Source organism: Jiella soli (assembly GCF_020615385.1).
In the GTDB taxonomy this organism is placed as follows: Bacteria; Pseudomonadota; Alphaproteobacteria; order Rhizobiales; family Rhizobiaceae; genus VKMB-3413.
On sequence record NZ_JAJAVB010000025.1, the window covers coordinates 85296 to 108180 of the forward strand.

General features: G+C 67.6%; 23 protein-coding genes. 14 read left to right on the top strand and 9 right to left on the bottom strand.

Features of this window, described 5'->3' with window-relative positions; all coding sequences use genetic code 11:
* Window positions 1-32: 32 nt before the first annotated feature.
* Window positions 33-479, bottom strand: coding sequence for an iron response transcriptional regulator IrrA (irrA, locus tag LH400_RS14870; RefSeq protein WP_229154402.1), 447 nt, complete (start codon window positions 477-479; stop codon window positions 33-35).
* Between the two features lie 303 nt (window positions 480-782).
* Here irrA and LH400_RS14875 point away from each other — a divergent pair, with 303 nt between their 5' ends.
* Both LH400_RS14875 and LH400_RS14880 read left to right on the top strand, forming a co-directional pair.
* Window positions 783-1352, top strand: a complete 570-nt coding sequence (locus LH400_RS14875) for a hypothetical protein (protein WP_229153523.1) — start codon at window positions 783-785, stop codon at window positions 1350-1352.
* A 97-nt stretch (window positions 1353-1449) separates the two neighbouring features.
* Window positions 1450-2682, top strand: coding sequence for a PRC-barrel domain-containing protein (locus LH400_RS14880; protein ID WP_229153524.1), 1233 nt, complete (start codon window positions 1450-1452; stop codon window positions 2680-2682).
* 78 nt (window positions 2683-2760) lie between these two features.
* On the opposite strand, the gene LH400_RS14885 is transcribed toward LH400_RS14880, so the two are convergent.
* Entirely contained in the window at window positions 2761-3180 is a 420-nt protein-coding gene (locus tag LH400_RS14885; protein ID WP_229153525.1) for a hypothetical protein, read from the bottom strand.
* A 273-nt stretch (window positions 3181-3453) separates the two neighbouring features.
* Here LH400_RS14885 and fabA point away from each other — a divergent pair, with 273 nt between their 5' ends.
* From fabA to fabI, 3 genes are read left to right on the top strand one after another with little or no spacing between them, the layout of a single operon-like run.
* Window positions 3454-3984 (top strand): bifunctional 3-hydroxydecanoyl-ACP dehydratase/trans-2-decenoyl-ACP isomerase, encoded by a 531-nt coding sequence (gene fabA / locus LH400_RS14890; RefSeq protein ID WP_229153526.1) that lies wholly within the window; start codon window positions 3454-3456, stop codon window positions 3982-3984.
* Between the two features lie 37 nt (window positions 3985-4021).
* Entirely contained in the window at window positions 4022-5239 is a 1218-nt protein-coding gene (fabB, locus tag LH400_RS14895) for a beta-ketoacyl-ACP synthase I (RefSeq protein ID WP_229153527.1), read from the top strand.
* Between the two features lie 13 nt (window positions 5240-5252).
* Window positions 5253-6101, top strand: coding sequence for an enoyl-ACP reductase FabI (gene fabI / locus LH400_RS14900; RefSeq protein WP_229153528.1), 849 nt, complete (start codon window positions 5253-5255; stop codon window positions 6099-6101).
* A 66-nt stretch (window positions 6102-6167) separates the two neighbouring features.
* On the opposite strand, the gene LH400_RS14905 is transcribed toward fabI, so the two are convergent.
* Window positions 6168-6887 (bottom strand): L,D-transpeptidase, encoded by a 720-nt coding sequence (locus LH400_RS14905; RefSeq protein ID WP_229153529.1) that lies wholly within the window; start codon window positions 6885-6887, stop codon window positions 6168-6170.
* 270 nt (window positions 6888-7157) lie between these two features.
* Complete coding sequence (locus LH400_RS14910; RefSeq protein ID WP_229153530.1) at window positions 7158-7922, bottom strand: L,D-transpeptidase; 765 nt, start codon at window positions 7920-7922, stop codon at window positions 7158-7160.
* 465 nt (window positions 7923-8387) lie between these two features.
* Between LH400_RS14910 and LH400_RS14915 the strand changes: the two genes are divergently transcribed.
* Both LH400_RS14915 and LH400_RS14920 read left to right on the top strand, forming a co-directional pair.
* Window positions 8388-8582, top strand: a complete 195-nt coding sequence (locus tag LH400_RS14915; protein ID WP_229153531.1) for a hypothetical protein — start codon at window positions 8388-8390, stop codon at window positions 8580-8582.
* Between the two features lie 98 nt (window positions 8583-8680).
* Complete coding sequence (locus LH400_RS14920) at window positions 8681-9325, top strand: DNA-3-methyladenine glycosylase I (protein ID WP_229153532.1); 645 nt, start codon at window positions 8681-8683, stop codon at window positions 9323-9325.
* A 33-nt stretch (window positions 9326-9358) separates the two neighbouring features.
* Here the strand turns inward: LH400_RS14920 and LH400_RS14925 are convergent, their stop codons facing one another.
* Genes LH400_RS14925 through LH400_RS14935 form a run of 3 tightly spaced genes read right to left on the bottom strand, consistent with a single transcriptional unit; the run spans window position 9359 to window position 11926 of the window.
* Entirely contained in the window at window positions 9359-9496 is a 138-nt protein-coding gene (locus tag LH400_RS14925; RefSeq protein ID WP_229153533.1) for a DUF2474 domain-containing protein, read from the bottom strand.
* Window positions 9493-10497: a cytochrome d ubiquinol oxidase subunit II gene (gene cydB, locus LH400_RS14930; RefSeq protein ID WP_229153534.1), complete on the bottom strand. Its 1005-nt coding sequence runs from the start codon at window positions 10495-10497 to the stop codon at window positions 9493-9495. The genes LH400_RS14925 and cydB overlap by 4 nt, the downstream gene beginning before the upstream one ends.
* 10 nt (window positions 10498-10507) lie before the next feature.
* Entirely contained in the window at window positions 10508-11926 is a 1419-nt protein-coding gene (locus LH400_RS14935; RefSeq protein WP_229153535.1) for a cytochrome ubiquinol oxidase subunit I, read from the bottom strand.
* A gap of 305 nt (window positions 11927-12231) precedes the next feature.
* On the opposite strand from LH400_RS14935, the gene LH400_RS14940 reads away from it, so the two are divergent.
* Window positions 12232-12915 (top strand): D-lyxose/D-mannose family sugar isomerase, encoded by a 684-nt coding sequence (locus LH400_RS14940; RefSeq protein WP_229153536.1) that lies wholly within the window; start codon window positions 12232-12234, stop codon window positions 12913-12915.
* 205 nt (window positions 12916-13120) lie between these two features.
* Entirely contained in the window at window positions 13121-14695 is a 1575-nt protein-coding gene (locus LH400_RS14945) for an ATP-binding protein (RefSeq protein ID WP_229153537.1), read from the top strand.
* Between the two features lie 56 nt (window positions 14696-14751).
* Here LH400_RS14945 and LH400_RS14950 read toward each other — a convergent pair whose 3' ends face one another.
* Complete coding sequence (locus tag LH400_RS14950; RefSeq protein ID WP_229153538.1) at window positions 14752-15333, bottom strand: DUF2585 family protein; 582 nt, start codon at window positions 15331-15333, stop codon at window positions 14752-14754.
* Window positions 15334-15546: 213 nt separating this feature from the next.
* Between LH400_RS14950 and LH400_RS14955 the strand changes: the two genes are divergently transcribed.
* The 5 genes from LH400_RS14955 (at window position 15547) to LH400_RS14975 (ending at window position 22074) form a co-directional block, all read left to right on the top strand.
* Window positions 15547-16824, top strand: coding sequence for a glycosyltransferase (locus LH400_RS14955; RefSeq protein WP_229153539.1), 1278 nt, complete (start codon window positions 15547-15549; stop codon window positions 16822-16824).
* Window positions 16821-17999, top strand: a complete 1179-nt coding sequence (gene crtY, locus LH400_RS14960) for a lycopene beta-cyclase CrtY (protein ID WP_229153540.1) — start codon at window positions 16821-16823, stop codon at window positions 17997-17999. The genes LH400_RS14955 and crtY overlap by 4 nt, the downstream gene beginning before the upstream one ends.
* Entirely contained in the window at window positions 17996-19510 is a 1515-nt protein-coding gene (locus tag LH400_RS14965) for a phytoene desaturase (RefSeq protein WP_229153541.1), read from the top strand. Before crtY ends, LH400_RS14965 begins: the two co-directional genes overlap by 4 nt.
* Before the next feature lie 5 nt (window positions 19511-19515).
* The gene (locus LH400_RS14970) at window positions 19516-20502 is read left to right on the top strand and encodes a phytoene/squalene synthase family protein (protein ID WP_229154403.1); all 987 of its coding nucleotides are present in this window, start codon (window positions 19516-19518) and stop codon (window positions 20500-20502) included.
* Between the two features lie 186 nt (window positions 20503-20688).
* Window positions 20689-22074, top strand: coding sequence for a PQQ-dependent sugar dehydrogenase (locus LH400_RS14975; RefSeq protein WP_229153542.1), 1386 nt, complete (start codon window positions 20689-20691; stop codon window positions 22072-22074).
* 170 nt (window positions 22075-22244) lie between these two features.
* On the opposite strand, the gene LH400_RS14980 is transcribed toward LH400_RS14975, so the two are convergent.
* Window positions 22245-22790, bottom strand: a complete 546-nt coding sequence (locus LH400_RS14980; protein ID WP_229153543.1) for a sterol desaturase family protein — start codon at window positions 22788-22790, stop codon at window positions 22245-22247.
* Window positions 22791-22885: the final 95 nt, after the last annotated feature.

The following is a 22885-nucleotide window of genomic DNA, read 5'->3' on the forward strand; positions in this document are numbered from 1 at the left end:
CGCCGAGCGGACCGGAGCCTCGACTGCCGGGCTTATTCGGCCGCGTCGGCGTGCGCCCTCTTGCGCCGCAGGCGCACGACGACGTCGACATTGACGATTTCCATGCCTTCGGGCGGCACGGGCAATTCGCCGAGGGTCAGCGCGCCGTCGGGAATGTCGATCATCGCGCTCTCCTCTTCGACGAAGAAGTGATGATGATCGGAGGTGTTGGTGTCGAAATAGGTCCGCTGGCCTTCCGCCGAGAGCGGACGCACGAGCCCGACATCGGTGAACTGGTGCAGCGTGTTGTAGACCGTCGCGAGCGAAACGGATTCGCCGGCGCGCTGCGCTTCCTCGTGCAGTTCTTCCGCCGAAAGATGCCGATCCCCGGCACCGAACATCAGATTGCACAACGCAACACGTTGCCGCGTAGGCCTCAGCCCCACGGACCGAAGCCGTTCGAACACGCAAAAGCTCTGGGTGCGCGGCCGCTTTTCCATTCTCGACATGCCACCAATTCACCGTTCGCCCCGCGCTTCGCGGGGACATCCATGCCCCTACTATAATGGATCGGAGCGCAGGCGACAAACCCTTGCGGTGCAATGCGGCGGAGATTTCGGTCGCGCCTTCCTCGCTGCGGTCGCGCCGGCTCGCCGGGTTCCCGAGTGGAACGGCGTCCTGCGGGGGCGACCGGTTCCAGACTCAACATTTTTCACCATCGCCTGCCCGGTCTCTTCCGGAACGATCGCTGCGGGGCCGCCTTGCCCAGGGACAATTGAGGCCCCCAGCCAATGAGGCCGACCATGATCAGAAAAGTATGCACCGCAGCACTCCTTGCCGGAGCGGCTGCCCTTCCCGCCACCGCGGCCGGACCCGCTGGTGCCGGGCTCGGCAGCGACACCGGCCTGGAAGGGCCGCTGCACGAGGTCGTGGAAGGCACGGCGATGCCCATGGGAGCGAGTGTGCCCTCCGCCACGGATTTCCGGACGCGGTCCCAGCCCGGCGTCGGGCAGGCCGAGGTCATTTCGCCGCAGGCGGAAGATGGAGCAGGGCCTGGTGCGGCGCGCGGTCTCGCGATGACCGTCAAGGAGCTCGAGGGCTTCCGGATCGTCGGCGAGAACGGCGACAGCTTCGGCCATGCCGAGGAGGTCGTCAGCGTGAAGGGCGATCTCTATGCGGTGGTCGAGTTCGGCACCTTCTCCTTCCTTCCGACCAAGCCCATCGCCATTCCGCTCTCGGCCCTGGCGGTCTCGGACGGCGTCTTGATCGCGCGCGGAATCTCTGAGGAGCAGATCGAAGGCCTCAAGGAGTTCGACGACAGCAAATACGCCAAGCTCGACGACGCGCAGGCGGTCACCATCGCCCTTCCGTGAGGCTGCCGCCTGTCCTCCGCGCGTCCGCAGGTCAGGCAGGACCGGAGGGGCCCTGTGCGCAGGACGGCGAGGCGGGCGTCCGAGCGAACCGGTCCTTTTGGGCGATCCGCGCGACCGACCAATTAAGGCAGACCGCGTCGTGCCTAAAGGAATCTGTGGCAAATTCGGGGCGAACTTCGGAACAATCGGCGTCCGAGCGCCCTTGCCTAATCAACGCGTCCTCAAACGGGGCGAAAATCCAACAAGAGGTACACGAATGAACACCAAGATATTTATCGCTGCTCTTTTCGCCGGCACCGCTATTGTTCCGACGGCTTACGCTCAGAACAACAGCCAGGCCAATCAGCCTGCGACGACTGATCGGACACAGAAGAGCGACCAGGCGACTGACGGCACGACCGCGAGCGATGCAGACGTCGTCGTCAACCCGTCGGCACCGTCGATCCGTGTCGACGTTCCCGAGCCGGACGTCACCGTCGACCAGGCCCAGCCGCAGGTCAACGTGAAGCAGCCGCAGCCGACCGTGATCGTGCATCAGCCGGCGCCGCGGGTCACCGTGGACATTCCGAAGCCGCAGATCACCGTGCGCATGCCGGCGCCCAACGTCGACGTCAATCAGGCGCAGCCCGACGTGAACGTCAGCCAGGGCCAGCCGCAGGTTTCGGTCGCACGTGAGAACCAGGCGGATATCAACACCGACGCCGACGCCACCGATCGCGCCAATGTCGACATCGAGAATGCCCAGGCGCAGGTCAACATCCAGCGCGCGAACCAGCCGCAGATCCGCTACGAGCAGGAAGATGCGCAGGTCCAGGTGAATCAGCCCGAGGGCCAGCCGGAGGTCAAGTACGTTCGCGAGGGCCAGGCCGACACGATGGACGACTCGCAGGACGATCAGGCGACCACCTCCTCGACGCAGAACGATGGCCAGTCCTCCATGCAGACCGGTGATCAGCAGTCGTCGAACGACGTCTCGCAGGCCCGCGATGCTGAGTTCGTCGCCGTTGTGGCGGGCGCCACCCGCGAGCTGCAGCTGACCGTCGACCAGATCGAGGAATACAACATCATCGGCGAGAACGGTAACACGCTCGGGGACATCCAGAGCGTTTCGAGGGTCAACGGCAAGCTCTACGCCGTCGTCGGATCCGGTGGATTCCTCGGCCTCGGTGAAAAGAAGGTTGCGATCCCGCTGTCGTCGCTCCAGGTCGAGAACGGCGCCTTCGTCTCGCCGAACATCTCCGAGACGCAGATCGAATCTCTGCAGGAGTTCAACGCCGACCAGTATCCGTCGCTCGACGAGGATCAGACCATCACCGTCGGCGGTGTGTAATCGCTCAGCCGATTGAACACGGCATGACTCTGGGCTGGCACAGCGATGTGCCGGCCCCACTTCGTTCGAGTGCGTCCGTCAGGGTGCGGGGCAGGCGGGCAGGATCGAGCCGAGCGCCTTGCCGGAGCCTGAGAGCGGGATCCGGTAGTGGCCGGCGGGTGTCGCGACCTCGGCGCGCCTGCCCCGGCGCAACGCTTCCACGAACGGGGTTGCGACTTGCTTCGATATGGCGCCGACCAGGATCGACCCAGGGCCTCGGGGATCATCCCGCGCGCGTGTCTCGAAGAGATAGGCGGTGTCGTCGACGGTGACGCCCGCGGTGTAGCGCTCGCCGCCCTGCAGCTTCGTATCGAATCCCGAAAGGGTGATCTCGGCCCGTCCGCCGGAGCAGGCGACTGCAAGCCCCGTCAGCCGACCATCCACCGACAGGCCGGCCATATCGCCGACGACGCGCCAACTCTGCGCGGCGGCTGGCGCGGCCATAAGGCTCGAAAGCATGCCGAGCACCAGAAGACAGGGAGACATCGTCGGACGGATGGAGTCGCTCGCATGGTCGCTTCAACAAGAATCGCTCATCAGCCTATCGAAAGATCGGGGGTGGAGCCACATTTCCTCTCCATCGCTCGCGGGGCGGGGTTCTCGGCCCGGCCTGACGAGAAGCGGAACTCGACACGCGGACGGTTTTCACGCCCGCGACAGCCATGCTAAGGGCGCACGGGAAAGCCGGCCCGCGAGACGGCCGTAGATACAAAGGGCGGATCACGAATTCACATGCCGAATGAGAAGACTTCCTTCGACTACGACGATCTCATCTCCTGTGGTCATGGCCAATTGTTCGGCGAGGGCAATGCGCAGCTGCCATTGCCGCCGATGCTGATGTTCGACAGGATCACCGAGGTCGACGAGACCGGCGGCGAAAACGGCAAGGGGATCATCCGCGCCGAATTCGACATCCGCCCGGATCTGTGGTTCTTCGGCTGTCACTTCGAAGGCGACCCCGTCATGCCCGGCTGCCTGGGGCTCGACGCGCTCTGGCAATTGACCGGCTTCTTTCTCGGCTGGCTCGGTGAAAAGGGCCGCGGTCGGGCGCTCGGGGTGGGCGAGGTGAAGTTCACCGGCCAGGTGACCCCGAAGGTGAAGCTGGTCGAATACGGCGTCGAATTCCGCCGTGTCATGCGCACGAAGCTCAAGCTCGGTATCGCCAATGGCTGGATGAAGGCCGACGGCGAAGTGATCTATCGGGCGAGCGACCTTCGGGTCGGTCTGTTCAGCGACGAGGAAGCTGCGCGCGCCGCCGTCTGAGGCAGCGCCCGTGCAGCAGGAAAAAGGGGAGCGGGCGATGAGACGTGTCGTCGTGACGGGCATGGGCATCGTGTCGTCGATCGGAAACGACGTCGACGAGGTCACGGCGTCCCTGAGGGAGGCCCGCTCGGGCATCTCCTTCGCAGAGGAATACAAGGAACTCGGGTTCCGGAGCCATGTGCACGGCCGGCCGACGCTGGATCCGGCCGACGTGCTCGATCGGCGCGCCCTGCGCTTCCACGGCGGCGGGACGGCGTGGAATCACGTCGCCATGGAGCAGGCGATCAAGGACGCCGGGTTAGAAGCCTCCGACATCTCCAACGAGATGACCGGCATCATCATGGGGTCGGGCGGCGCCTCCACCCAGACGATCGTCAACGCGGCCGACATCACGCGCGAAAAGGGTCCCAAGCGCGTCGGTCCGACCGCAGTGCCCAAGGCGATGTCCTCCACCGCCTCGGCGACGCTCGCCACCTGGTTTAAGATCAAGGGCGTGAACTACTCGATCTCCTCGGCCTGCTCGACGTCGAGCCATTGCATCGGCAATGCCGCCGAGACGATCCAGATGGGCAAGCAGGACATCGTCTTCGCCGGCGGCTGCGAGGACCTGCACTGGACGCTGTCGGTGCTGTTCGACGCCATGGGGGCCTTGTCCTCGGACTTCAACGAGCGGCCCACGGTCGCCTCGCGCGCCTATGACAAGGATCGCGACGGCTTCGTCATCGCCGGCGGCGCGGGCGTCCTCGTGCTGGAGGAATACGAGCACGCCAAGGCCCGCGGCGCCAATATCGTTGCCGAGATCGTCGGCTATGGCGCGACTTCCGACGGCGCCGACATGGTGGCCCCGTCGGGCGAGGGCGCGGTGCGCTGCATGCGCCAGGCCCTGAAGGGCCTCGACGGACCGATCGACTACATCAATCCGCACGCCACCTCGACGACGGTCGGCGACCGCTCGGAAGGGCAGGCGATCCGCGAGGTCTTCGGCGACAAGATCCCGCCGATCTCGGGCACCAAGTCGCTGACCGGCCACAGCCAGGGCGCGACCGGCGTCCACGAGGCGATCTATTCGCTGTTGATGATGAAGCACGGCTTCATCGCCGAGAGCGCCCATATCGAGACGCTCGATCCGGAATTCGAGGGGATCCCGATCGTACGCGAGCGCCGGGACGGGGTGACGCTGAACCGCGTCCTGTCGAACTCCTTCGGCTTCGGCGGAACCAATGCCTGCCTGGTGTTCCAGCGCGTGACGGACTGAGGAACGGGTGGGAATGACCGATCTCATGCAAGGCAAACGCGGGCTCGTCATGGGCGTTGCGAACCACAATTCGATCGCCTGGGGCGCCGCGAAGGCGCTGCATGCTCAAGGCGCCGAAATCGCCCTGACCTATCAGGGGGAAGCGTTCGGCCGGCGCGTGCGGCCGCTGGCGGACGAGATCGGCTCGAAGCTGGTCCTGCCCTGCGACGTCGAGGACACGGCGAGCCTTGACCAAGTGTTCGAAACGCTGAAGGCCGAATGGGGGAGCATCGACTTCGTGCTCCACGCCATTGCTTTTTCCGACAAGAGCGAGCTGAAGGGCCTCTACGCCGACACGACGCGCGAGAACTTCACGCGCACCATGGTGATCTCCTGCTTCTCCTTCACCGAGGTGGCGCGCCGCGCCGCGGCGATCATGGAGAATGGCGGGGCGATGGTGACCATGACCTATGGCGGCGCCGTCAAGGTCATGCCGAACTACAACGTCATGGGCGTCGCCAAGGCCGCGCTCGAGGCCTCGGTGCGCTATCTCGCGGCGGATTTCGGGCCGCGCAACATCCGCGTCAACGCGATCTCCGCCGGGCCGGTGCGGACGTTGGCCGGGGCCGGCGTCTCGGACGCGCGGCTGATGTTCAACTATCAGCGCCGCAACGCGCCGATGCGCCGCAACACGACGATCGAGGAGGTCGGCGGCGCCGTGCTCTACCTGATGTCGGAGCTCGCCAACGGCGTCACCGGCGAGATCCACTACGTCGATTCCGGTTACAACATCATGTCGATGCCGGCGCTGGACGAATTGAAGGCGCAGGAGCACCGCAAGGCGATCGTCGAGGGCGACGACGAGCCCGATACGGGCAATTAGCCGGGCAGCGCCGCCGCAAGGCGGGAGCCGCCCGGCCGCCGGTCAGAGCAGCCGGCGCCCTTCGTCTCAGCCGCCGAAGAGGGCGTCCAGGATGTTGTGCTGCACCGGACCGAGATCGGCATAGACGTTCTCGGCACCGGTGCCGTCCGGTGCGATGACCACGACCTTGGTGCCGGTCGGAACCCGGTCGTAGAGGTGCTCGACATCCTCGTTCATCATGCGGATGCAGCCCGACGACATCCTGTGTCCGATGGTCCAGGGCTGGTTGGTGCCGTGGATGCGGAACAGGGAATCCCGGCCGCCGCGATAAAGATACATCGCCCTCGCGCCGAGCGGGTTGCCGGGGCCGCCCTTCATATAGGCCGGGATGTTGTGGCCTTTGGCACGCTCGCGCGCGAGCATCTGCGCAGGCGGCGTCCAGCCCGGCCATTCCGCCTTGCGGCCGACCTTCATCTGCCCCGACCAGCCGAAGCCCTCGCGGCCGACGCCGACGCCGTAGCGGGTCGCCATGCCCTTGCCCTCGACGAAGTAGAGATAGCGATTTTGCGAATCGACGATGATCGTGCCGGCGGGCTGATCGGTGCGGATGCGCACCTCGGTCCGGCGGAAGCGTGCATCCGGCCGCCGCTGCAAGGTGCGGCGCTGCGCTCGGGCGGTATCGACCGTCTCGAAGCTGTTGGTGGCGTAATTGTACCGGCGCACCGTTTCCGCGGCCGCCTGGCCGACCGTCGCCACGCTCACCGCACCCAGCACCGCCAGGCGCGCAAGCCGGAACCACTTGTTCATTCGCAGAACTCCCTCTCGCTTCTTCTGCCGCGATCGCCGCGCGTCCCGCCGCACCGATCCAGATTCACCATAACCGCCCAGGGCCGGATGCCGAACGCAAAGAGCGGCGATCCGCTCCCGCTCCGGCCCCGCCCGGCGGCGCTTTCTCACTTGCTGTTGCCCTCGCGTCACGTCTGCGGGCGGGACGGCACGGGAAGCTCTCGATACAGCCGCCCGGCCCGTGCCGGAACGTCATGCCCGTGCGGAGCCGATGTTTCGCCCGCCGGGCGATCAGAGGACGACGACCTTGGTCCCGACGGCGACGCGGTCGTAGAGGTCCATGACGTCCTGATTGCGCATGCGGATGCAGCCGGAGGAGACGAACTGGCCGATTGTCCAGGGGGCGTTGGTGCCGTGGATGCGATAGAGGGTCGAGCCGAGATAGAGGGCGCGGGCGCCGAGCGGGTTCGCCATGCCGCCGTCCATGTGGCCCGGCAGTTCGCGGCCCTTGCGCCGCTCGCGCGCGATCATCTCGGCCGGCGGGGTCCAGCCCGGCCATTCCGCCTTGCGGCTGATGCGATGCGTGCCCGACCAGCCGAAGCCCGGCTTGCCGACGCCGACGCCGTAGCGGCGCGCCTTGCCGCCCCGTCCGACAAGATAGAGGAAGCGCGCGCCCGAATCGATGACGATCGTGCCGGGAGCCTCCTTGCCGTCATAGGCGACGACCTGCGGCAGATAGACCGGGTCCAGCGCCGGGGCAGCCCGTGCGGCCGGCCGGGCGGCGGGAGCGGCATAGGCGTAGGCGGCCCGGCCTGTGCTCGGGGGCGCCGAGCGGGCGGCCGGGGCGGGACCGGCGCGATAGGGCGTCTGCGGTCGCGCCGCATCGAGGACGACCCCGCTTGGCGCCGCGAGCTGCAGGAGCCAAGCGCGCTGCAGGCCGGGCGCGACCTGAACCGGCGGCAGGTCGCGGTAGCGCTCACCGGCGCTTGCCTGCGAGGCCGCCATCGTCGTCGCAGCCGCCAGAAGCGCGGCGAGAACAGTCGATATGCGCTGCATGGAAAGATCCCTTCGAATGGCAGGATTGGCCGGCCGGACAGCGTCCGTTGCCCTGAAGGGTGGGAGCAAAGGGCGAGCGATTGGTTAATCCGGCGGCCTGACGGTCTCGGAAAATCCAGAACGTTTTCGTAGGGTTAACCTCCGCTTTCCGGAAATGGTGAAGATCGGGTTGATTGGCCGGTCGCAGGCGGGTAGGCCCGCGGCCGCCGCTGGGATTGCGATGCGGGTCAGAGCCGCACAAGCTCGGTAGATTAATCGTTACGCAGGCACATATTCTGTGCATTGCTGCATTGCAGCAATGCCGTTACGTTACCGGGAAACCGGGGCCGAACCCGGTGACGAACTGCGGCCGGACGAGCCGCGCAACACGGCGGAAACGCGAAGGGTTTTCACGGCCTGGCCGAAGGGTCGGTCGGGCACTCTCAACCCGCCGCAATTGGGAGATGCGGCTCATGGAGCGAATGCATGATCGCCCTTACTCTCCTTGTCTGCCTCAATAGCTCGCCGCGAGACTGCCATCAGGAGAACGTCGCCTTCGACGGCTCCATCATGCAGTGCGCCATGTTCGGTCAGGCCGCGGCCGCCGAACACATGCAGGCCCGGCCGAAATGGCACCTCGCCCGCTACCGCTGCTCTCCGCGCCGTCTCACCAACGCCTGACCAATCGCGGCACGGCGCCCGCCATGCGCCGCGCCCGCCGCCCCAGCCCGCAAGGATGGAACTTGCCATGATCCGTCCGCCCTGCGATGACGCCTTCCATGAGCGAGACGGCGACGATCGACGGCCTGACCCGTGGCGAAGACGGACGGATGCGCTGTGCCTGGCACGGCACGGACACCGAGTATCGCCGCTATCACGACGAGGAATGGGGCCGCCCCAGCGCGGACGATGACCGTCTGTTCGAGAAGCTGTGCCTCGAAGGCTTCCAGGCGGGGCTCTCCTGGCTGACGATCCTGCGCAAGCGGCCGGCCTTTCGCGAGGTCTTCCAGGGCTTCGGGATCGATGCGGTGGCGGCGATGGGCGAGGCCGATATCGAGCGGATCGTCCAGGATCCGCGCATCGTGCGTCATCGCGGCAAGATCGTCTCGGCGGTGAACAACGCCCGCCGCGCGGCGGTCGTGCGTGCCGACCACGGCTCGCTCGCCGCCTTCCTCTGGGCGCACGAACCGCCCGCCAAGGAACGGCCGGAGACGGTGTCGGCGGAGTTCGTGCGCGCCAATCCCGTCAGCCCGGCCTCGACCCGGCTGTCGAAGGCGCTGAAGACCGCGGGCTTCACCTTCGTCGGCCCGACGACGGTCTATGCCTTCATGCAGTCGATGGGATTCGTGAACGACCACCTCGAAGGCTGCTGCGTCCGCGAGGCCTGCGAAGCCGAGCGGCGGGCGTTCGTGCGGCCGCGGTGAGGTGCACTGCGAGGCTGAACTCGCGCGTCCGTGCTATCCCACGATCACCAGCCGCAGCCCGTAGGCGACGATGCCGATCGCGAGGACGCTGAGGGCCCAGAGTGCGACGAACCAGCCGGCGCGCTTCCACCAGGGTCCCTGGCTCGCCGCGCGGACCTCTTCCGGGGTCAATGGTGGTATCCCTCGTTCTCGCTGACCTTGCCGCGGAAGATCCAGTAGGCGAAGGCCGTATAGATCAGGATCGTCGGGATCAGCACCGCCGCGCCGACGAGCAGGAACCAGAGGCTCGATTCCGGCGCCGCGGCCTCCCAGATCGTGATGTCCGGCGGGATGATGTGCGGGTAGAAATTGATCCCGAGCCCGACGAAGGAGAGCACGAACAGCGCGAGCGCCGACAGGAACGGGCGGTAGTGGGCGCCTGAGGCGAGCGACTGGAACAGGCTGACGGCCGCGACGGCGACGAGGACGGGCACCCAGGCGACGGTGAAGAAGGCTGCGGCCGACGCGAACCAGCGGGCGTAGAACTGCGGCTGGATGAACGGCATCCAGGCGCTGACGCCGGCAATCGCCGCGAGGGTTCCCGCGGCGAGGAAGAAGGCGTAGCGCCGGGCGATGTCGTGGATCTCGCCCTCGGTCTTCATGACGAGCCAGCAGGCCCCCAGGAGCGCATAGCCGACGACGACCGCGCAGCCGGTCGCCAGCGAGAAGGGCGTCAGCCAGTCGTACCAGCCGCCGGCATAGGCGCGGTCGACCGCCTTGATGCCCTGGACGAGCGTTGCCAGGATGAGCCCCTGGCAGAAGGCCGCGACCACCGACCCGCCGAAGAAGGAGACGTCCCACATCCAGCGGCCGCGCACCGTCTTGAAGCGGTATTCGAAGGCGACGCCGCGGAAGATCAGCGCGAGCAGCATGGCGATCACCGGCGCATAGACCGCCGGCATGATGATCGCATAGGCGAGCGGGAAGACGGCGAAGAGCCCGCCGCCGCCCAGCACCAGCCAGGTCTCGTTGCCGTCCCAGATCGGCGCGACGGAGTTCATCGCCGTGTCGCGGTTCTCGTGCCGGCCGAGGAACGGAAAGAGGATGCCCGTTCCCAGGTCGAAGCCGTCCAGAACCACATAGGCGACGACGGCGAAGGCGATCAGAAACGCCCAGAGCAGTGCGAGATCCATCCCATGTCTCCTATCGCGCCGGATCCGGCCTTGTGCGGCCTTCCAGCGACGGCGCGGGGGTGATGCCGGCCGAACGGGTCGGCTGGCGGGCGGGTTCGTCCTCCAGCGGGCGTGGCTCGTGGCTCATCAGCCGCAGGATGTAGAAGGTGCCGGCGCCGAACAGCAGGAAATAGACGATGACGAAGGCGATCAGCGAGCCGCCGACGCCGGCGGCCGCGATCGGCGAGTGGCTCTCGGCCGTCTTGAGGACCCCGTAGACCGTATAGGGCTGGCGGCCCATTTCGGTGGTGATCCAGCCGCAGATCACCGCGACGAAGCCGGCCGGCGACATGAGGATCATCGCCCGCTGCAGCCAGCTGGATTCATAGAGCGAGCCACGCATGCGCTTCCACACCGACCAGAGGCCGATGCCGAGCATGGCGAAGCCGATCGCCACCATGACCCGGAAGGTCCAGAAGATCACCGTCGCGTTCGGCCATTCCTCGCGCGGGAAGTCCTTCAGGCCCTTGATCTCGCCGTCCCAGGAATGGGTGAGGATGAGCGAGCCGAGATAGGGAATGTCGAGCGCATATTTGGTCCGCGCCTCCTCCATGTCGGGAATGCCGAACAGGGTCAGCGGCATCGGGCCCTTGGCGTCGGCCTCGAAATGCCCCTCCATCGCGGCGATCTTGGCCGGCTGGTATTCAAGCGTGTTGAGGCCGTGCTGGTCGCCCGCGAAGATCTGGATCGGCGCGACGATCAGCGCCATCCACAGCGCCATCGAGAACATCACCCGGGCGCTGGCATTGTAGCGGTTGCGCAGGAGGTGGAAGGCGCCGACGCCGCCGACGACGAATGCGGTCGTGAGATAGGCGGCGAGCACCATGTGGACGAGACGATAGGGGAAGGACGGGTTGAAGACGATCGCCCACCAGTCCTCTGGGACGAACTGGCCGGCGGCGTTGACGCCGTAGCCCTGCGGCGTCTGCATCCAGGAATTGACCGACAGGATCCAGAAGGCCGAGAACAGCGTGCCGAGCGCGACGACGAGGGTGGCGAAGAAGTGCAGACCGTTGCCGACCCGCTTCTGTCCGAACAGCATGATGCCGAGGAAGCCGGCTTCCAGGAAGAACGCCGACAGCACCTCGTAGCCCATCAACGGGCCGAGCACCGGGCCGGTCTTGTCGGAAAACACCGACCAGTTCGTGCCGAACTGGTAGCTCATCACGATGCCGGAGACGACGCCCATGCCGAAGGAGACGGCGAAGATCTTCACCCAGTACTTGAAGGTGTCCATGTAGACCGGCTTGCCGGTCGCCAGCCACAGGCCTTCGAGCACCGCCAGATAGGAGGCGAGCCCGATCGAGAAGGCGGGGAAGATGATGTGGAACGCCACCGTGAAGGCGAACTGGAACCGCGCGAGATTGACGGGATCGAAGCCTTCGAACATCGGCTGCCTCCGGAGTTGTTCCGTATGGTCGTCATATGTCCTGCCCAGGGCGATGGTGCAACGCGGCAGTCCGTCCTTGGACAATATGGCATAGGCCGCCCCCGCCTGTACCCGGTCGATTTGCGTTGACGGCTGGCAAGGTGCGGCCCGGCCTTGCTATGGATCCACGGCAGATCGGGAGGAGATGCGGGAAGGCCTCGGGGGCGGTTGCCTCCGAACGGTCGTTCGCGCCCGGCTCCCGCCAGTTTCGTCAACGACTGCCGCGTCATCCGTCCGGGTGAGATCGCGGCCAGAAAGGGTTTTCCATGAAGCGCTCGGACATCAACGAGATCATCCGGCAGGCCGACGATTTCATCCGCTCCTTCGGCTATGTGCTGCCGCCCTTCGCCTACTGGTCGCCGGAGGAGATGAAGGCGCGCCGAGCCGAGATCGGCGCGATCGTCGACCGCAGCCTCGGCTGGGACGTCACCGACTACGGCAAGGGCGATTTCGACAGGCTCGGCCTCTTCCTCTTCACCGTCAGGAACGGCGATGCGAAGGACCTTACGGCCGGGCGCGGCATGCTCTATGCCGAGAAGATCATGATCTCGCGCAAGGACCAGATGTCGCCGATGCACCGGCACATCGTGAAGGCCGAGGACATCATCAACCGCGGCGGCGGGACGCTGGCGCTGGAGCTGTTCGAGAGCGCTCCGGACGGCTCGGTCGACGAGACGGCCGAGGTCACCGTCGTCACCGATGGCATCACCCGCAAGCTGCCGGCCGGCGGCATCCTGAAGCTTACGCCGGGCGAGAGCGTGACGCTGCTTCCCGGCAATTGGCACGCCTTCTGGGGCGAGGGGGCGGACGTCCTCATCGGTGAGGTCTCGACCGTCAACGACGACCGCACCGACAACATCTTTCGCGAGAAGATCGGGCGCTTCTCGACGGTCGAGGAGGACGAGGCGCCGCTGCGCCTTCTGGTGTCGGACTATGAGACATGGCTGTAGGCTGGCGGCATGGGGCGGTCGATTTGGAGGCCGTCTCTCGACGCTGACGGTAGCCTGACATTCCCCGTTTCTGTGGACAGAGATCGGCGCTTCAGACTCCCGGCAGCGCCCGCGTGCTAATCTGGTACGGTGCCGGCGCGTGCGGCCTCCCGGGCTGCGATCCGCGCCGGGCATCCGACCGCCAACTCCAGACGAAGGGCCTGCAATGACCGTTGCCGTCGACCTCGGCACGACCCAGACCGGCGAGCCGGCGGAGCTCGACCTGGAAGAACTCCTGTCGACGCGCCTGCTCGTTCAGGGCAATTCCGGCTCGGGCAAGTCGCATCTCCTGCGCCGGCTTCTGGAGAAGAGCGCCGGCTGGGTGCAGCAGGCGATCATCGATCCCGAGGGCGATTTCGTCACGCTCGCCGAGCGCTACGGCCATGTCGTCGTCGACGCCAACCGCACGCCGAACGAACTCGCGCGGATCGCGAACCGCATCCGCCAGCATCGCGCCTCGGTCGTCCTCAATCTCGAAGGGCTCGACGCCGAGGTGCAGATGATGTGCGCCGCGGCCTTCCTGAACGGGCTGTTCGAGGCCGACCGCGCCCATTGGTTCCCGATGTTGATCGCCGTCGACGAGGCGCATCTGTTCGCGCCGGCGATGTCCGGCGAGCATTCGGAAGAGGCGCGCAAGGCCTCGCTCGGCGCGATGACCAACCTCATGTGCCGCGGCCGAAAGCGCGGCCTTGCCGGCGTCATCGCCACGCAGCGCCTCGCCAAGCTCGCCAAGAACGTCGCGGCCGAGGCCTCGAACTTCCTGATGGGCCGCACCTTCCTCGACATCGACATGCAGCGCGCGGCCGATCTCCTCGGCATCGACCGGCGCGGCGCCGAACGCTTCCGCGATCTCGACACCGGCAATTTCGTCGCCCTCGGCCCGGCGCTGTCCCGGCGCCCGGTGCCGATCCGGATCGGGCCGACCGAGACGCATTCGCGCGCCGGCCGCCCGCAGCTGATGCCGCTGCCGGAGATGCCGCCAGAGGACCTCGCCGACCTCGTCTTCACCGCCTCGGAGGCGGAGAGGGAAGCGGATCGCCGTGCCGGCCCGTCGCGGCAGGCCTTTCCCCAGGCGCCGCGCCCGCAGGCCGCGGCGGCACCTTCGACCTCGACCCATGAGATCCTGGAGCGCGTCGCCTCCGGGCCGAGCGTTCGCGAAAGCCATGAACCCGCCGAGGACGACGATCCGCGCAGCCCGGAAGAGCGGGCCGCCGCGGTCGACCAGATCTTCGCCGAGATGCTGGAGGATCCCGACGCGGCCTTCCGGCCGGTGCCGGTGCTCTACCAGGAGTTCCTGACCCATTGCCGGCTGAAGCGCCTGCGCGGCGCCGAGACCGACATGGCCGCCTTCCGCCGCCGGCTGTCGCTCGCCCGGGCGGGGATTTCCGCCGAGACCGAGGACGAGGATTGGCGGATGATCGTGGAGCGCTCGGCGGATCTTCCCGAGGAGATGCAGGGCGTCTTCATGATGCTGGCGCGGGCGGCGCGCGAGGAGGCGGAATGCCCCTCGGACGAGGCGCTGGCGCGGGCCTATGGCAGCCATTCGCCCTCGCGCGGGCGGTTTCTTCTGTCGTTCATGGCGGAACGGGGGCTGATCACCGCAGACCGCGACTTTCGCGGCAACCGCGTCGTCACCATCGCCGGCACCGACTGGCGGACCAAGCTGCCCGAGGTCCGGCTTGACAGTCTCGACGAGGCGCGGGCGAGACGGGCGGCGAGGCTGGCCCAGAACGGCAGCTGACCGGCTTCGCCGGGCCCTACACCAGCGGGCGAGGATGCTGGCGCATCCGCCCGCTCCTAGACCGGGGCTCCGAGAAGCCGCAGCGTTCCCAGCACGAAGCCGTCATGCACTGCGAACTCGACGAGCCCGTCGGCCGCGAGCGCGATGACGAGCGTCGCCCAGACCGGCAGCCGGGCGGCAAGAAAGAAGCCGGCCATGACGAAGACGGTGTCGCCGGTGGCGTTGAGGATGGAATCGCCGGCATAGGCCGGCGCCCCCTCGGGATGGGCAAACATCGCGATCAGGACCGGCGTGTTCTCCATCCCCTCCCAGAGCGCGCTCGAGACGACCGCCGTCACCGCCCGCTTGCCGAGCGGCCAGCGCGGCTTCATCCAGGCGACGAAGCCGGCGAGCGCCATGCCGAAGACGATGTGGAGAAGCGAGTACCAGTCGGAGAACTGCTGGCTGTTCTCGGCTGCCGCGAGGTCGCCCTGCCAGATCTTGACGACACCGCAGGGGCAGACGAAGGGCCGGCCGACGAGGCGCAGCCAGACGATCATGGCGAGGACCACCGCAAGGCTCGCGAGGATGCCAGCGGTCGGAGAGGCGAGGGCGGAACGAGACGGGCCCGGCCCGAGGGCCTCGCTCCCGCTGCTCATGGAAGCGGCCACGCGGGCGTCGTCGGATGTCGCGGCGCGGAGGGGGCTGGCGGGAGGCGGCGTCGAGGGCAGGAGATCGGCATGGACCGCAATGGACGTTGATGACGTTTGCGTCGGCATCCGCTCCAATGAGTGGCAAATACCTGCCGCCGCCTGCTAAGGATGATGCCTTGGCCGCGGCTTTCAAGCCGGCCACAGATGGTTGTCACGCCGATGAGCCACTTCGCCCTGATCTGCCCGCCCTTCTACAGCCATATCCGCCTGTTCGAGGCGGTCGGCGAGGAACTCGCGCGCCGCGGCCATCGCGCCACCTTCGTCCTGAATGGCGGGGCGGCGGGAATGGTCGAGGCCGAGGGGCGCGGCCTGGCGGCCGTCGATGTCCGAGAACGGCCCCGCGAAGAGCTCGACCGGATCGTCGCCCGCGCCGCCAAGGGGGGCGGCCCGATCGCGGTTCTCCGCACCGTCAAGGATTCGGCGGCTCTGACGGACGAGCTTTGCCGGCAGGCCCCGGCGCTTCTGGACCGGCTCGGCGTCGATGCCGTGATCGGGGACCAGATGGAGCCGGCGGCGGGATTGATCGCCGCCCATCTCGGCCTGCCTCTCGTATCGCTCGCCTCGGCCCTGCCGATCCATGACGATCCGAGCGTCCCGCTTCCGTTCCTTAGCTGGCCCTACGATCCGAGCGAGAAGGGGCTGAAGCGCAATCGCGGCGGAGAAAAGGTCGCCCGCCTTCTGCTCACGCGCCAGCGCCGGACGATCGCCGCCTGGTCGAAGCGCTTCGGCCTTGCCCGGCGGGACAGCCTCGCCGACTGCCTGTCCGAGGTCTGCCAGATCTCGCAGATGGTGCCGAGCTTCGACTTTCCGCGCGCGCCCTCGCCGATCCGCCATGCCGTCGGCCCGATCCGGCGCCGGGACAGGGGCGCGGCGCCGATCGCGCTTCGCCGCCCCGGCCGGCGCCCGCTCGTCTTCGCCTCATTCGGCACGCTGCAGGGCCACCGCGCCGATCTTTTCGGCAAGGTCGCCTCGGCCTGCCGCACGCTAGGTGTCGACTGCCTCGTCGCCCATTGCGGCGCGCTGGGCGCCAAGGAGGCCGGCCGGATCGGCGCGACCTTCGTGACCGACTTCGCCCCGCAGCGCACGATCCTCGCCCAGGCGAGCGTCTGCGTGACCCATGCCGGGCTCAACACCGTGCTCGACTCGCTGGAGGCGGGCGTGCCCATGCTGGCAATTCCCATGGCCTTCGACCAGCCGGGGATCGCCGCCCGCATCGTTTATCACGGCGTCGGCGAGCGCGTTCCCCGCGTCGCTTTGTCCGAGGCGAAGATCCGGGCCTGCCTTGAGCGGCTGCTGACGGAAGCTAGGTTCCGGGACGGGGCGCGGACGATCGGCCGCGACATCGAAAACTCCGGCGGAGCGGCATTGGCGGCGGACATCGTGGAAAGAGTGGTACTGACGGACGGGCGCTTGAGCGGCGGCGAGCAGCCGGCATGAGCGGCGGTCGTAGCCGGGCGATCGACATCGCCTTCGTCGGCGCGGGGCTCGCCAGCGGTCTTTGCGCCTATCGGCTGAGCCAAACCCGGCCGGAGCTTTCGGTCGCGCTCTTCGAGTCGGGCGCGGCGGTCGGCGGCAATCACACCTGGTCCTTCCATGACGGCGACCTGACCGCGGCCGAGCATGAATGGCTGAAGCCCTTCGTAACCTCGCGCTGGGAGGGCAACGAGGTGCGCTTTCCGGACCGGCGCCGGCGCATGGCCACCGGCTATGCCAGCGTCTCCTCGGACCGGTTCCGCAAGGTGCTCGAGGGGCAGCTCGGCGATGCGATCACCACCGGGGCCGAGGTGGAACGGATCGAGCCGCGGCGGCTGCGGCTTTGCGGCGGGCAGGAGATCGCTGCCGGCTGCGTGGTCGACGGGCGGGGCCATCGGCCGAGCGACCATCTGCGGCTCGGCTTCCAGAAATTCCTCGGCCAGGAAATCGATCTGGAGGAACCGCACCGCCTCTTGAACCCGATCATCATGGACGCGACGGTGACGCAGGCCGACGGCTACCGCTTCGTCTACGTCCTGCCGCTCAGCCCGACGCGGCTTCTCGTCGAGGACACCTATTACGCCGATGGGCCAGATCTTCAGGAGGACCGGCTGCGCAAGGCGATCGCCGACTATCTCGACGCCCATGGCTGGCGCGCGTCCAAGATCCTGCGCGAGGAGCGGGGCGTCCTGCCGATCGCGATCGATGGCGACATCGAGGCGTTCTGGAACGAGAAGGACGGGGTCCCGGCGATCGGGCTGGCGGCCGGCCTGTTCCATCCGACGACCGGCTATTCGCTCCCCGATGCCGTGCGGCTCGCCGACCGTCTTGCCGCCATGCCCGATCTGTCTGCCGAGGCGGTCTTCGCAGAGACGCGGCGGCATGCGGTGGCGACATGGAAGGCGAGGGGCTTCTTCCGCATGCTCAACCGGCTCCTGTTCTTCGCCGGCGTCTCTTCCAAGCGCTACCGGATCCTGCAGCATTTCTACCGCCTGCCGGACCCGGTGATCGCACGATTCTACGCGGCCAGGCTCACCCTGCCGGACAAGGCGCGGATCCTGACCGGCAAGCCGCCCGTGCCGTTCGGCAATGCGATCCGCGTGCTCGCGCGCCATCGCCTGACGGGAGAGCTGGCATGAAGGATGCGGCAGGGCAGGAGCGGGGCGATGGCCGGCGCGCCGTCGTCATCGGTGCGGGATTCGGCGGCATCGCGCTCGCCATCCGTCTCCAGGCGGCGGGCTTTCAGACGGTGCTGGTCGAAAAGCGCGACAAGCCCGGCGGGCGCGCCTATGTCTACGAGGATCAGGGCTTCGTCTTCGACGCCGGGCCGACGGTCATCACCGACCCGACGGCGCTTGAGGAACTCTTCGCCGTCTGCGGCCGCAAGCTCGCTGACTATGTCGAGCTCCTGCCGGTCTCTCCCTTCTACCGGCTGTGCTGGGAGGACGGCTACGCCTTCGACTACGCCAACGACCAGGCCGAACTCGACCGCCAGATTCAGGCCAAGAGCCCGGCCGACGTCGCCGGCTATCAGCGCTTCCTCGCCTATTCGAAAGAGGTGTTCCGGGAGGGCTACGAGAAGCTCGGCACCGTGCCGTTCCTCTCCTTCCGCGACATGATCCAGGCCGGGCCGCAGCTTGCCCGGCTCCAGGCCTGGCGCAGCGTCTATGCCAAGGTCTCCGAGTTCATCTCCGACGACCAGCTGCGACAGGCCTTCTCGTTCCATTCCCTGCTCGTCGGCGGCAATCCCTTCGCCACCTCCTCGATCTATGCGCTCATCCATGCGCTGGAGCGGCAATGGGGCGTCTGGTTCCCGCGCGGCGGCACCGGCGCGCTGATCCGCGGCCTCGTCCGCCTGTTCGAGGATATGGGCGGGCAGGTCGAGCTTTCGGCGGAGGTCGCCGCCATCGAGACGTCGGGCGGGAGGGCGAGCGCCGTCCTCCTCAAGGACGGCCGGCGATTCCCGGCCGACTGCGTCGCCTCCAATGCCGATGTCGTCCACACCTATGGCGGACTTCTCGGCGGGACGGACCGTGGACGCAAGGAAGCCAAGCGGCTCAAGTCGAAGCGCTTCTCCATGTCGCTCTTCGTCATCTATTTCGGGCTGAAGACGCACCGGCCGGAGCTGAAGCACCACACGGTCCTCTTCGGCGCGCGCTACCGGGAGCTGATCTCGGAGATCTTCAAGGGCAAGGAACTGCCCGGCGACTTCTCGCTTTACCTGCACAATCCGTGCGTCACCGATCCCTCGCTCGCTCCGCCCGGCGCCGGCAGCTTCTACGTCCTGTCGCCCGTGCCGCATCTCGGCAATGCCGCGATCGACTGGGCCGTGGAGGGGCCGAAGTATCGCGACCGGATCTTCGACTATATGGAGGCCCGCTACATCCCCAATCTCAAAGCCGACCTTGTGACCAGCCGCATCTTCACCCCCTTCGATTTCCGCGACGAGCTCAATTCGCATCTGGGATCGGCCTTCTCGCTCGATCCGGTCCTGACGCAGAGCGCCTGGTTCCGGCCGCACAATCGCGATGGCGAGATACCGAACCTCTATCTCGTGGGCGCCGGCACCCATCCCGGGGCGGGCGTTCCCGGGGTCGTCGGATCGGCCAAGGCGACGGCCGGGCTGATGATCGCGGACGCGGGGCGTTGAGCATCGTGTCCCTGTCGACGCCATTGAACCTGCCACTCGATCCGGAGGCGCGCGCCGATCTCGCCGCCATGGCGGAGCGCTCGATCGCCCGCGGCTCGAAGAGCTTCGCCGCCGCCGCCAGGCTCTTCGATGCCGAGACGCGCAAGAGCGCGATGATGCTCTATGCCTGGTGCCGCCACTGCGACGATGCGATCGACGACCAGCGCCTCGGCTTTGCCCGGCGCCGGCTCGCCACCGAGCCGTCGCCCGCCGAGCGGCTGGAGGCGCTGGAACGCGAGACGCTGGCGGCGCTCGCGGGCGCCCCGACGGCCGAGCCGAGCTTCCGGGCCATCGCCGACGTCTCGGCCCGGCACGGGCTGCCGCAGGGCCTCGTCCTCGACCACCTCGCCGGCTACCGCATGGATGTGGAGGAACGCCGCTACGACACGATCGGCGAGACGCTGCAATACTGCTATCACGTCGCCGGCGTCGTCGGGGTGATGATGGCGATCGTGATGAAGGCCGAGGGCGAGGATGCGCTCGATCGGGCCTGCGATCTCGGGATCGCCTTCCAGCTGACCAATATCGCCCGCGACATCGTCGAGGACGCCCGTGTCGGGCGGATCTACCTGCCGCGGGAGTGGCTCGCCGAGGCCGACATCACGCCGGCCCAGATCCTCGATCCGCGCTTCCGGCCCGTGGTGGCGCTCCTCGCCCACCGGCTGGTCGACCTTGCCGAGCCCTATTACGGCTCCGCCTTCCACGGGCTCGGCGCACTGTCGCTGCGCTCCGCCTGGGCGGTGGCGATGGCGCACGGGGTCTATCGGGAGATCGGCCTCGAGGTGAAGGCGCTGGGGCCGGCCGCCTGGGACCGGCGGGCCGCCACCGGCCGCACGTCGAAGCTTAGGCATGTGGCGCTCGGTGCCGCCAAGGCGGGGCTCGCCCGCCGCACCAGGGTGCAGGAACGGCCGGCGACGCTCTGGACCCGTCCCCGTCCGGCCAAGCCTTCCTGACCGGACACGTCCGATCGCGGAGGCTGTTCGCCCCCGCTCCCCTGGGCCGTTCGCCCGCAGCTGCGCCGAGAAGTCGCGGGCGTCGCCACCCAAACTTGACGGAACACATGTGCAAGCGCCGCCCTTGCACCACCAAACCCGGCCGGCAATGCCCGGCCGGCTCGTGTTTCGAAAAGGGAGAGCCACATGAACCGTTTCACACGGCTGGCGTCGACGTCGGCCATCCTCATCCTGACCGCATCCGCGGCACAGGCCGCGGGCACCGCCGCGACCGCCGCCGACGGATCCTCCGATGAGAAGCTCCTGACCGGCGAGACGGCCTATGGCAGCTGGGAACAGGCCGAGCCCGGCCTGAAGCTGAAGATCACCCCGTCGGCCATGCCGGAGCCCTTCGCGACGCAGTCGGCGAGCAACACACCCGGCATCGCGGCCCGGCCCGACGACGCCAGGCCCCAGGTCATGAAGGGCTTCGAGGTGTCGGAATTTGCCAGCGGCCTGCAGCAGCCCCGCGTCATCACCATCGCCCCGAACGGCGACGTCTTCGTCGCCGACAGCGGTGCCGGCGAGATCCACGTCTTCCGGATGGCAGACGACGGCACCGTTTCCAAGAAGAGCGTCTTCGCCAGCGGCCTCAACCGGCCCTATGGCGTCGCCTTCTACCCGAACGGCGACGATCCGGACCATGTCTATGTCGGCAACACCGACAGCGTCGTGCGCTTTCCCTATTCCAGCGGCGACATGAAGGCGTCGGCCGAGCCGGAGACAATCGTTCCGGAGCTTCCGACCGGCTATCACTGGACCCGCGACATCGTCTTCTCGGCGGACGGCAAGACGATGTACGTCGCGGTCGGCTCGGACTCCAACGTGGCGCTCGAGACGATGGAGCCGCATCCGCCGGAAAGCTTCGTCGAGGAGAACTCCAAGGGCGCGGCCTGGGGCGACGAGCGCTGGCGCGCCGACGTTCTCGCCTTCGATCCGGACGGCAAGAACCGCCGCATCTACGCCACCGGCCTTCGCAACTGCTCCGGCATGACCATCCAGCCGGCGACGAAGGATCTGTGGTGCGTCGTCAACGAGCGCGACGAACTCGGCGACAATTTGCCGCCGGACTATGCCACGCGTGTCCAGGAGGGACACTTCTACGGCTGGCCCTGGTACTATATCGGCGAGAACAAGGACCCGCGTTGGAAGATGGCGCCGCGGCCCGAGCTGGCGGACGCGGTCACCGTGCCGGACATCCTGTTCCAGCCGCATTCGGCGCCGCTCGGCATCGATTTCTACACCGGCAAGATGTTCCCCTCGGACTATAACGGCGACGCGTTCGTCGCCATGCACGGCTCCTGGAACCGCGACCATCGCACCGGCTACAAGGTGGTTCGGCTGATCTTCAAGGACGGCAAGCCGACCGGCGTCTACCAGGACTTCATGACCGGCTTTGTGCTCGACGACCAGCAGGTCTGGGGCCGTCCCGTCGACGTCACCATGGCGCATGACGGCTCGCTGCTCGTCTCGGAGGACGGCACCGGCACGATCTGGCGCGTCACCGCCGGGCAGAAGCAGGCGGCGCAGTAGCTGCCCGAATAGACGCAGGTCGGGCGCCGCGGGAGCGCTCGGCCTGTTGGGAGGCCGGAAATCAAGGCAGGTGAGGCCGGGCCCTATCGCTTAGCTCCAGTGTCGGCGTTCGAACGCGAGCAAGACCGCAGCCATTTGGCAGGCGCTTCCGACGAAACCTCGGGTCCGCCTCAGTGCAGCGTCGCGCCGTCGCGGCCGCTGTCCTCGGGACGCCGCGAACGTGCCGCGCGTTCGCTCTCGATGGTTCCCGCCGCGCGCAGCTGGTCGCGCAGCCGGTCGACCGGCGGGGCATAGAGGAAGCCGAAGGAGACGGCGCCGTCCTTGCCCTCGACGGCGTGGTGAAGGCGGTGCGCCTGGACGAGACGCTTGGCATATCCCTTGTGCGGGATGTTCCGGAACGGCCAGCGCTGGTGCACCAGCCCATCATGGACGATGAAGTAGAAGGCGCCGTAGAGCGTGATCCCGACGGCGATCGCGCCGACGACGGGATGGCCGAGACCGGCGATGGCGAAGAGCGCGATCGCCAGGACCGAGAAGACCACGGCGTAGAGGTCGTTCTTCTCGAACAGGCCCTCGCGCGGCTCGTGATGGGAGCGGTGCCAGCCCCAGCCCCAGCCATGCATGATGTATTTGTGCGCGGCCCAGGCCACCGCTTCCATGACGAGGAAGACGGCGAGGGCGATGCCGACGAGGGCGAGGGTGGTCCAGGATATCATTGCGGGCCCGTGATCCTTTGCCGGCCGCCCATACACCGCTCGCGGCGGGCAGGGCGCACCGGCAACTAACGAGGCAAGGTAGGTGCTTCGCCGCC